Raw genomic sequence first — 1,278 nt, forward strand, 5'->3', positions numbered from 1 at the left:
ATATGTTGAAGGCTATCAGACATCTGCCTTGGAATAATCCCGCATGCAGAGGCCATCAATATCGCTGTACCCATTTCAGGAATCGCTGCTCATCTGAAGGCGTCTTAAGTCAAGCGAACAGCGCAGGAAAGCATGCAGAAGGCTTTAACACACGACCTAATGGAATTGGATCACATACAGGAGGAAATTACACCAATACAAATGTAGCATTCTCACATGATCTGCCACTATACCGGGATTAGAGCTAATGACGCCGACCAACTCGGATCTGATCGCCGCCACCATCGAAGGTCACGAAGTATATTGGAGTAGCCACAACTTCTAATCAATCGCAGGTATGAAGCAAATCTCCGCAAATGTTAATCAGATCCTCTACTGTATATGCAAAAAATCCTGTAGATCAAATGATCAACAGGATTTCGATGTTGTTGGTATGGTGCGCGTAGAGGGACTTGAACCCCCACGGTCGCCCGCTAGATCCTAAGTCTAGTGCGTCTGCCAATTCCGCCATACGCGCACGTGAGATAAAACTGGTGAGCCATGAAGGACTCGAACCTTCGACACCCTGATTAAAAGTCAGGTGCTCTACCAACTGAGCTAATGGCTCTCATATGAGAGTAAAGATGGCTGGGGATATAGGATTTGAACCTATGCATGACGGAGTCAAAGTCCGTTGCCTTACCGCTTGGCTAATCCCCAATAGAACATGGTGCCGTCGAGAGGACTTGAACCCCCAACCTACTGATTACAAGTCAGTTGCTCTACCAGTTGAGCTACAACGGCATATATGGTGGAGGCTAACGGGATCGAACCGCTGACCCTCTGCTTGTAAGGCAGATGCTCTCCCAGCTGAGCTAAGCCTCCGAATTATTCATGGTGACCCGTAGGGGATTCGAACCCCTGTTACCTCCGTGAAAGGGAGGTGTCTTAACCCCTTGACCAACGGGCCTTGCTGCATTGATGCTTGTACATAGGTGCTACATGGAGCTCTCAACCGGGATCGAACCGGTGACCTCATCCTTACCATGGATGCACTCTACCTACTGAGCTATGAGAGCAAAAGTGGCTCCCCGAACAGGACTCGAACCTGTGACAACTCGATTAACAGTCGAGTGCTCTACCAACTGAGCTATCAGGGAATAGAGTGTTCTAACGATATGTTGCAATCGTTAGAATAACTACACGCTTGGCATCGTCCTACTCTCCCAGGACCCTGCGGTCCAAGTACCATCGGCGCTAGAGGGCTTAACGGTCGTGTTCGGGATGGGTACGCGTGGA

1 protein-coding gene, 8 tRNA genes and 1 rRNA gene are annotated in these 1,278 nt (G+C 49.3%); 1 reads left to right on the top strand and 9 read right to left on the bottom strand.

The window, feature by feature from the left end:
• The coding region (locus C558_RS34525) for a hypothetical protein (RefSeq protein WP_211220821.1) at positions 1-242 on the top strand (242 nt) is incomplete at its 5' end.
• 192 nt (positions 243-434) lie between these two features.
• Here C558_RS34525 and C558_RS0130000 read toward each other — a convergent pair.
• From C558_RS0130000 to rrf, 9 genes are all read right to left on the bottom strand, one after another.
• Positions 435-517, bottom strand: a tRNA-Leu gene (locus C558_RS0130000).
• 14 nt (positions 518-531) lie between these two features.
• Positions 532-607, bottom strand: a tRNA-Lys gene (locus C558_RS0130005).
• A 17-nt stretch (positions 608-624) separates the two neighbouring features.
• Positions 625-699: transfer RNA gene (locus C558_RS0130010), tRNA-Gln, on the bottom strand.
• A gap of 8 nt (positions 700-707) precedes the next feature.
• A tRNA-Thr gene (locus tag C558_RS0130015) sits at positions 708-783 on the bottom strand.
• A gap of 5 nt (positions 784-788) precedes the next feature.
• Positions 789-864 (bottom strand) — tRNA-Val (locus C558_RS0130020).
• A gap of 10 nt (positions 865-874) precedes the next feature.
• A tRNA-Glu gene (locus C558_RS0130025) sits at positions 875-949 on the bottom strand.
• A gap of 33 nt (positions 950-982) precedes the next feature.
• Positions 983-1,058: transfer RNA gene (locus C558_RS0130030), tRNA-Thr, on the bottom strand.
• A 5-nt stretch (positions 1,059-1,063) separates the two neighbouring features.
• Positions 1,064-1,139 (bottom strand) — tRNA-Asn (locus C558_RS0130035).
• A 45-nt stretch (positions 1,140-1,184) separates the two neighbouring features.
• Positions 1,185-1,278 (bottom strand): 5S ribosomal RNA (gene rrf, locus C558_RS32950); the annotation flags it as partial.

Origin of the sequence: Paenibacillus terrigena DSM 21567 (assembly GCF_000374845.1) — a bacterium.
Taxonomy (GTDB): domain Bacteria; phylum Bacillota; class Bacilli; order Paenibacillales; family Paenibacillaceae; genus Paenibacillus_K; species Paenibacillus_K terrigena.